The following is a 275-nucleotide window of genomic DNA, read 5'->3' on the forward strand; positions in this document are numbered from 1 at the left end:
TGGGCGTTAGGTGTTTTTCAAATATGGAGGTTTACAAATATAATGGATAATCAATTTAAAATTTCAGGCTGGGCATTTACTGTTTATGGGGCAATTGTAGTTTTAGCATTTATGTTTGCTTATTATTACGGTGTCACGCAATATTTAAATGTACAATCTATTCCATCAGGTATTAAATTACTTGTTTCCTTACTATTCGTTGTAAATCTTTTAGCATTTCTTTGTGGCATCTATTTGCTTAAAGAGAATACTGTTGTTCATAAGTTTGCTTTACC

1 protein-coding gene is annotated in these 275 nt (G+C 30.9%); it reads left to right on the forward strand.

What is annotated here, in order from left to right:
- Positions 1 to 42: 42 nt before the first annotated feature.
- Positions 43 to 275 (forward strand): hypothetical protein (locus H4J75_RS19850; protein ID WP_182223083.1); only part of this gene is annotated, 233 nt, incomplete at its 3' end.

Source organism: Colwellia sp. BRX10-1 (assembly GCF_014077545.1).
GTDB lineage: Bacteria > Pseudomonadota > Gammaproteobacteria > Enterobacterales > Alteromonadaceae > Colwellia_A.